This is a genomic window from Nostoc sp. (assembly GCF_035638895.1).
Lineage (GTDB): Bacteria > Cyanobacteriota > Cyanobacteriia > Cyanobacteriales > Nostocaceae > Nostoc.
Window position 1 is genome coordinate 1 of the sequence record NZ_DASQZC010000160.1, and the last position, 7,334, is coordinate 7,334.

9 protein-coding genes are annotated in these 7,334 nt (G+C 41.0%); all 9 read left to right on the top strand.

Translation table 11 applies throughout. The features are described from left to right. The coding region (locus tag VE944_RS07985; RefSeq protein ID WP_414690110.1) for a DHH family phosphoesterase at positions 1 to 565 on the top strand (565 nt) is incomplete at its 5' end. Positions 566 to 740: 175 nt separating this feature from the next. After that, positions 741 to 1,211, top strand: a complete 471-nt coding sequence (locus VE944_RS07990; protein ID WP_324974839.1) for a DUF29 domain-containing protein — start codon at positions 741 to 743, stop codon at positions 1,209 to 1,211. A gap of 154 nt (positions 1,212 to 1,365) precedes the next feature. Beyond that, positions 1,366 to 2,637: a hypothetical protein gene (locus VE944_RS07995; protein WP_324974842.1), complete on the top strand. Its 1,272-nt coding sequence runs from the start codon at positions 1,366 to 1,368 to the stop codon at positions 2,635 to 2,637. A gap of 108 nt (positions 2,638 to 2,745) precedes the next feature. Continuing rightward, on the top strand, positions 2,746 to 3,009 hold the full coding sequence (locus tag VE944_RS08000; protein WP_324974845.1) for a hypothetical protein: 264 nt from the start codon (positions 2,746 to 2,748) through the stop codon (positions 3,007 to 3,009). Continuing rightward, positions 3,002 to 3,370: a type II toxin-antitoxin system VapC family toxin gene (locus VE944_RS08005; protein ID WP_324974847.1), complete on the top strand. Its 369-nt coding sequence runs from the start codon at positions 3,002 to 3,004 to the stop codon at positions 3,368 to 3,370. The genes VE944_RS08000 and VE944_RS08005 overlap by 8 nt, the downstream gene beginning before the upstream one ends. Before the next feature lie 169 nt (positions 3,371 to 3,539). Then, positions 3,540 to 4,034, top strand: coding sequence for a phosphohistidine phosphatase SixA (gene sixA, locus VE944_RS08010; RefSeq protein ID WP_324974850.1), 495 nt, complete (start codon positions 3,540 to 3,542; stop codon positions 4,032 to 4,034). A gap of 108 nt (positions 4,035 to 4,142) precedes the next feature. Then, positions 4,143 to 5,279: a citrate synthase gene (locus VE944_RS08015; RefSeq protein WP_229553468.1), complete on the top strand. Its 1,137-nt coding sequence runs from the start codon at positions 4,143 to 4,145 to the stop codon at positions 5,277 to 5,279. Positions 5,280 to 5,663: 384 nt separating this feature from the next. Beyond that, a complete protein-coding gene (gene nuoH / locus VE944_RS08020) occupies positions 5,664 to 6,782 on the top strand; it encodes an NADH-quinone oxidoreductase subunit NuoH (protein ID WP_324974853.1) in 1,119 nt (372 codons plus the stop codon). Positions 6,783 to 6,919: 137 nt separating this feature from the next. Continuing rightward, positions 6,920 to 7,334: NADH-quinone oxidoreductase subunit NuoI (nuoI, locus tag VE944_RS08025; protein ID WP_324974856.1), on the top strand; the 415-nt coding region annotated here is incomplete at its 3' end.

Sequence of the window (7,334 nt, forward strand, 5' to 3'; positions counted from 1 at the left end):
GTTAATGCAAGCACAAGAAGAAGATTTTATGGCAGCTGCCTATTTAAGCCGATTTTATGATGCTCAACTGCTAAACGCCATTTTACAGGCGAACCGTTCCAAGCGGGTAATGGATGTGATCGAGCGATCGCTAAAAAATCGTATCGTTCAAAATAACTTTTCCATCGCTGGTGTTGGTTATTTACGCTACGAAGACCGTGACGCCATCCCCCAAGCGGCTGATTTTCTCGTCACCGAAGAAAACGTTCACACCGCCGTAGTTTACGGCATTGTTCACGATGAAGACGAAGAACTAGAAATAGTCATTGGCTCCCTGAGAACTAGCAAACTGACCCTTGACCCCGATGAATTTATCAAAGAAGCCTTTGGACAAGATAGTGCAGGGCGCTTTTTCGGCGGTGGAAGGACAAGCGCAGGCGGCTTTGAAATTCCAATGGGCTTCTTATCTGGCAGCAACGAAAATTCCGCTTATGCGAAAATGAAATGGGAAGTATTCGACGCTCAAATTAAGCAAAAACTGCTGAGGTTGGTTAATCCCAGAGATAACCCGATTCAGTCGGAGTAGAGGGAACTCAAGGAGACGCGGAGAACTCCTAACTCATGCAGCAGTCAAAGTGTTTAGTCAGATAGCATCCCTTCCCGATTTTTGATAAAAGTCGGGAATTTGGATTTTATGACGAATGCTGAACTAAATCAAAGTTAACTTGCGCCTACCTATTTATTTGTGAAGAAGGAGCGCCATGAAGTCTATAAAACTCCAAATCTTACAAACTCTGTATGAGCAAGATTTTTATGCTTGGGTAGAGCAGACAGCAGAGCTTTTGCGATTGCACCACTGGGACACGCTGGATTTAGAACACTTAATTGAGGAAGTGGTGGACTTGGGTAAGAGTCAACAGCGAGCGTTGCAAAGTGTATTACGGTTAGTCTTATCGCATTTGTTGAAGTCGAAGTATCAACCAGAACGTCGTAGTCACAGTTGGCAAGTGACCCTTACCCGTGAGCGACTGAATATAGATGAATTGCTGGAAGAAAGTCCTAGCTTGCGGCGTTTTTTAAATGATACCGAGTGGATTAATAGTACTTATCAAAGGGCGCGACGAGAGGCAATGGTGGAAACAAGTTTATCAGAAGATAACTTTGCGATCGTCTGTCCCTTTTCTGTTAAAGAGATACTAGACTTAGATTTTTATCCTAACGCTGAGGAATAACCTTAATGGGATAAATATACGGCAACTTTTGTATCTTATACAAATTGAAAAACTTTAAGTATGTCATAAATTAAGTAAATATACCTTGAAATTAGGTTTAATAAGTGGGTAATCTAATTTGTGTAGAAGTAGCCTTCCTAAGATAGGTATAAATATGCCACTCAAATTTGAATTACTCTGTATTGACCAACAAGAAAAGGTCAAGTTTAAAAAACCTAAAAATTTTATTATAAATTTATCAACTATTGAAAGCTTATGGCATAGTGAACCATTGATTTCAGACAATTATCTTGAAATTAATGATAATATTCAAAAAATAAAAGTATCTGTTCAGCCTTTTGATACGAGTAAAATGGTTACTGGAGGCCGCTTTTCCTCTGCTTACTACATTATTGCTGAAGGCGAATTTGACGAGATTGAGCCTTTCAGGATAAAACTTATTGATCAGCTAAGAGATTTGGGATTTGACCACAGACAAATATTAATAGATCATGTTTCTAATGATATTGCACTTCGTATATATCCTTTAATAAATAGTATTGAAACCTTATTAAGAAAATATATTGTAAAGTTTTTTATCACAAAGATTGGGACTGACTGGTGGTCAGTTGCAGTTTCTAAAGAAAATAGAGATAAGGCAGATAGTAAAAAGAAGAATGAAGTAGTTTTTACAAAAGTGGTAGTTACAAATGTTGCATTATTGAACTTTGACCAGTTAGGAAAAATTATTTACAGTCAATCTTCAATCTTTACAAAAATAGAAGATGTACTCGGTAAAGTTAAAGCAGCAACAGACTTAGAAAGTTTAAAACAAGAACTTTTAGAAGGTAACTACGCCAAATATTTCAAAGATACATTTGAACAAAATGATTTTCAAAAAAAATGGGAACAATTGACTTTTATTAGAAATAAAGTTGCTCATAATAATTATTTTGTTCAAAAAGATTTAAATTTAGCAAATGAGTTATATGACAATCTAAAGCAAATAATTAATAATGCAGATAGTAGTATTGATGCATTAACTTTGAGTATTGCAGATAAAGAAGCTGTGATAAAAGCAATTGATGATTTATTCGAAATCGAGAAAGAAGAGAAGCAACTAGAACAGCAGGAAGGAAGAATTAATGAAGAAATAGAAGATAACTGTCTACAAGTAACAAATACTGAAGGTAGTGTTCAACCATACTTGATTTTGAACGAAGAAGATTTAATTTTTCAACTTGGAGAATGTTCAAAATCACCAGATTTTCCCAATTTTGTAGGTTTGAAGTCTTTTGTTAGAGATTATTTAGGGCCTAAAGGATATTCCTTTAATTCATCTTATGCCCTAATTAACCTTTTGGAAGATAAAGGTAAAATCGAAATTTATGAAGTTCCAAATCCTTATAAAGCATTTAATACAACTGCAATTAAATTAATAGAATAAATTCATTTTCAATGCAGCAGACGGAGGAAAGCTTTTGTTAAAGTTGCCGAAGTTGTCTACTGCTGCTGAATTGTGTTGAGTTAGTTCTGTTTTTTGAGAGGTATAAAAATGACACAGCAAGAATTGTTCAATGAGTTTTTATCCCTTCCTGCTGAAGCACAGCGTCAAGTAATCGACTTTATTGCTTTTTTGCGACAAAGATATGCAGTAGTTAAATCTGCCTCTCACCTACCTGACATTGACTTGATAAATGATAGCTTTATTGGGATGTGGAGCGTAGGCGTAGCCCGTCGTAGACATCGCCAAGATTTAGCTGATAGCACTGCTTGGGTGCGTGGTGTTCGAGAAAATGAGTGGTCATCACATGACTAACTCAACCATCGTTGATACTGATATTCTAATTGATGCAGGTAGCGGTGTTCAAGAAGCAGTAAAGTGTTTGCAAAATCTGAAAGCGAGTTCTGGCTTGGCAATTAGCATAATCACACAAATGGAACTAATGGTTGGTTGTCGTAACAAAGCAGAGCTACAAACACTCTTAAATTTCCTCAAGCAGTTTTACATTATTAAGATTGACCAGGCTGTATCTGACACAGCAGTTGATTTATTGCGGTCTTATCGGCTCAGTCATAATTTGGCCATTCCTGATAGTCTCATTGCAGCTACAGCAATAGTTTGGAATTACCCGTTTATCACAAAAAACAACGGGATTGCAGATTTATTCAAGGTTTAAACCTGTTGCCATATCTGTAACATAGAACACCTAACGCCGCGTTGCACCGGACAGATGGTAGATCAACAAATACGTAATAATGATTAAGATTAGGATAGGTTAATTGACAGCAGACGTAAATCCTAACTAAGCACGGGCTACGCCCCGCTATGCTAACAGAACTCAAACTATGGAACTATATTTAATTCGTCATGGCATCGCCGAAGATAAAGGATTAGGCATCAAGGATGAGGAGCGCAGCCTTACTAAAGAAGGACGGCAAAAAACTGAGAAAGTTGCTCAGAAACTTGTTAAATTGGGCTTAAACTTTGATTTGATTCTCACCAGCCCCTTAGTGCGGGCCCGCCAAACGGCTGAAATCCTCATAGCAGAAAAACTAAGCTCCAAATTAGAGGAATCTAGCCACCTCGCCCACGATGGTCAAATTTCTACTTGGCTCAAAGACTGGTTAGAGCCAAGAAATTATTCCCAAAATACCCAACTAGCGTTGGTTGGACACGAACCTGATTTGACCAATTGGGCAGAAATTCTCCTATGGGGGGAAGTCAAAGCAAGCTTAGTCTTGAAAAAAGCAGGTATGATTGGGATAAAACTACCAGAAACAGGTTCTCCTCTGGGTCGTAGTCAGATGTTTTGGTTGACACCACCCAAGTACCTGCTATAACAGTTTTTCAACATTCTCGATTGTTGTTAGAACGGCTACTGTTATGGCGACAATAAATTTCTGGTAAGTTAGCTAGATCAGATATTTCACAAAGCGAATGGTGTTGCCATGATGGTGTGCGAATACAAGCCTGGTTTAGAAGGCATTCCCGCCGCCCAATCAAGTATCAGCTATGTTGATGGGCAAAAGGGACTACTAGAATATCGTGGCATCCGGATTGAGGAACTAGCAGAAAAAAGTACATTCCTAGAAACTGCTTATCTCTTAATCTGGGGCGAACTGCCAAGCAACGAAGAATTGAAAGCATTTGAGCACGAAGTTCGTTACCATCGGCGGATAAAATACCGCATTCGGGACATGATGAAATGCTTTCCTGAAAGCGGTCACCCAATGGATGCGCTGCAAGCCTCTGCTGCTGCTTTAGGGTTATTTTATTCGCTCCGGGATTTACATAATCCTGCCTACATTCGGGATTCGGTAGTGCGCCTGATAGCAACCATTCCCACGATGGTAGCAGCATTCCAACTGATGCGGAAAGGCAATGACCCAATACGTCCCCGTGATGACTTAGACTACTCCGCCAACTTTCTATACATGCTCGATGAGAAAGAACCCGATCCTTTGATGGCGCGGATTTTTGATATCTGCTTGATACTTCAGGTCGAGCATACAATGAATGCTTCCACTTTCAGTGCCAGGGTGACAGCTTCCACCTTGACTGATCCTTACGCTGTGGTTGCTAGTGCAGTGGGAACTTTGGGAGGGCCCTTGCATGGTGGAGCCAATGAAGAAGTAATTCAGATGTTGGAAAAAATTGGCTCTGTAGAAAATGTCCGTCCCTACATAGAGCATTGTCTGCAAACTAAATCTAAGATTATGGGCTTTGGACATCGTGTGTATAAAGTGAAAGACCCACGAGCCATAATTTTACAAGGACTAGCAGAGCAACTGTTTGAGAAGTTTGGGCATGACAAATTCTATGATATTGCCCTAGAAATGGAACAAGTGGTAGGAGAAAAACTCGGTAGCAAAGGAATTTATCCCAATATTGACTTTTACTCAGGTTTGGTGTATAGAAAGATGGGAATTCCCACAGACTTGTTTACACCAATATTTGCGATCGCTCGCGTTGCCGGTTGGTTAGCCCACTGGAAAGAACAACTAGCAGAAAACCGAATTTTCCGTCCTACCCAGGTTTATAACGGTCGGCACGAAGTTACTTATACCCCCATTGACCAACGGTAATTGGGGATTGGGGGCTGGGGATTAGGAATTGGGGCATGGGCAAGAGGACTTGGAGACAAGGAGAATTGGGGACAAGGGGAAAGACTTGTTTCAAGTTCTCAACTCTTATCCCCAATTCTCCCCTGCCTCCCCTACCTCCCCTGCTCCCTCATCTCCCCCATCCCCCCGTCTCCTCAATAGCAATCTCAATGCCAACCATAAGTAGAAGTTCTCATCTCGCTTCAGAGGGCTAAAACCATCCAAGGATATACTAGGCATGGGAATTAGCAACAAATCTTCAATCAAGCGTTATTTGGGCAAAAATTAAAAATGGGTGAATTTACAGGTATTAATTCAACTAATAGTTGTAATTCACTATGACTCGATGTCTTAAAGAGTGGAAACATGAACTCAGGAATTGACCTCCAAGGAACTTTTATTGAATCCCTCCGGGATTTAGGTATACCACCAGGAACAGCCAAAGCAATTTGGATGCCACTGCCAATGATACTGATGCTGATTGGAGCAACAGTGGGGGTATTAGTTGCTACTTGGCTAGAACGAAAAATTTCCGCCGCCGCACAGCAGCGAATTGGCCCAGAATTCCAGGGGCCTTTTGGGCTGCTAGTACCTGTAGCGGATGGTTTGAAGTTGGTATTTAAAGAAGATATAGTACCAGCCAAATCTGACCCTTGGCTGTTTACCCTTGGGCCAATTATTGTTGTGATTCCGGTGTTTCTGTCATTCCTGATCGTCCCCTTTGGGCAGAACATCGTAATTACCAATGTGGGCATGGGCGTATTCTTGTGGATTGCCTTGTCAAGCATTCAACCCATTGGTTTGTTAATGGCTGGCTACGCATCTAATAATAAATACTCCCTCTTAGGGGGGTTGCGGGCAGCAGCGCAATCTATTAGTTATGAAATTCCTTTGGCGTTAGCGGTGTTAGCGATCGCTATGATGTCTAATAGCCTCGACACCGTTGATATTGTCAATCAACAATCTGGCTACGGCATCCTGGGCTGGAACATTTGGCGGCAACCAATCGGTTTCCTAATCTTTTGGATAGCCGCCCTAGCTGAATGCGAACGATTACCTTTTGACTTACCTGAAGCAGAAGAAGAAATCGTCGCAGGCTATCAGACTGAATACTCAGGTATGAAATTCGGTCTTTTCTACCTGGGTTCTTACGTTAACTTGATTCTTTCTTCCTTACTAGTAGCAATTCTTTACCTGGGCGGTTGGGACTTTCCTATTCCCCTCAACCTCATCGCTGGTTGGCTGGGAGTCAGCGAACTAAATCCCGTGTTCCAGATAGTAACTGCTGCTTTGGGCATCACCATGACCGTGTTCAAAGCTTATTTACTAGTGTTTGTCGCCATCCTGTTGCGCTGGACAGTGCCACGGGTACGGATTGACCAACTGTTAGATTTAGGATGGAAGTTTTTGTTGCCAGTTGGCTTGGTTAATCTCCTATTAACCGCCGCCCTGAAACTAGCCTTTCCCTTCGCCTTCGGCGGGTAATCAGAGAGTTAAGAGTTAGGAGTTATAAGTTATGAGTTATGAGTTATGAGTTTTTAATTAACTCCTCATTCCTCACTCCTAACTCCTCACTCCTCGCTCCTCACTCCTAACTTTTATCCCCTTAAAAGAGAGACAAAATGCTAAAGTTCCTGAAACAAGTTGGTGATTACGCCAAAGAAACAGTACAAGCTGCGCGTTACATTGGTCAGGGGCTTTCTGTCACCTTCGATCACATGCGGCGGCGTCCGATTACCGTACAGTATCCTTACGAAAAACTGATTCCTGGCGAACGGTTTCGCGGTAGAATTCACTTTGAATTTGATAAGTGTATCGCTTGCGAAGTCTGTGTTCGCGTTTGTCCAATTAACCTGCCTGTAGTAGATTGGGAATACGACAAAGCCAGCAAGAAGAAAAAACTCAACCACTACAGCATTGACTTTGGAGTTTGTATCTTTTGCGGTAATTGTGTGGAATTTTGCCCCACTAACTGTCTATCTATGACAGAAGAGTATGAGCTTTCCACTTACGATCGCCATGAATTGAACTATGACA

What these genes read in the sequence shown, in the direction of transcription:
- VE944_RS07990 (WP_324974839.1), top strand. Translation starts at nt 741, where the DNA reads ATGAAGTCTATAAAACTCCAAATCTTACAAACTCTGTATGAGCAAGAT.
- VE944_RS07995 (WP_324974842.1), top strand. Translation starts at nt 1,366, where the DNA reads ATGCCACTCAAATTTGAATTACTCTGTATTGACCAACAAGAAAAGGTC.
- VE944_RS08000 (WP_324974845.1), top strand. Translation starts at nt 2,746, where the DNA reads ATGACACAGCAAGAATTGTTCAATGAGTTTTTATCCCTTCCTGCTGAA.
- VE944_RS08005 (WP_324974847.1), top strand. Translation starts at nt 3,002, where the DNA reads ATGACTAACTCAACCATCGTTGATACTGATATTCTAATTGATGCAGGT.
- sixA (WP_324974850.1), top strand. Translation starts at nt 3,540, where the DNA reads ATGGAACTATATTTAATTCGTCATGGCATCGCCGAAGATAAAGGATTA.
- VE944_RS08015 (WP_229553468.1), top strand. Translation starts at nt 4,143, where the DNA reads ATGATGGTGTGCGAATACAAGCCTGGTTTAGAAGGCATTCCCGCCGCC.
- nuoH (WP_324974853.1), top strand. Translation starts at nt 5,664, where the DNA reads ATGAACTCAGGAATTGACCTCCAAGGAACTTTTATTGAATCCCTCCGG.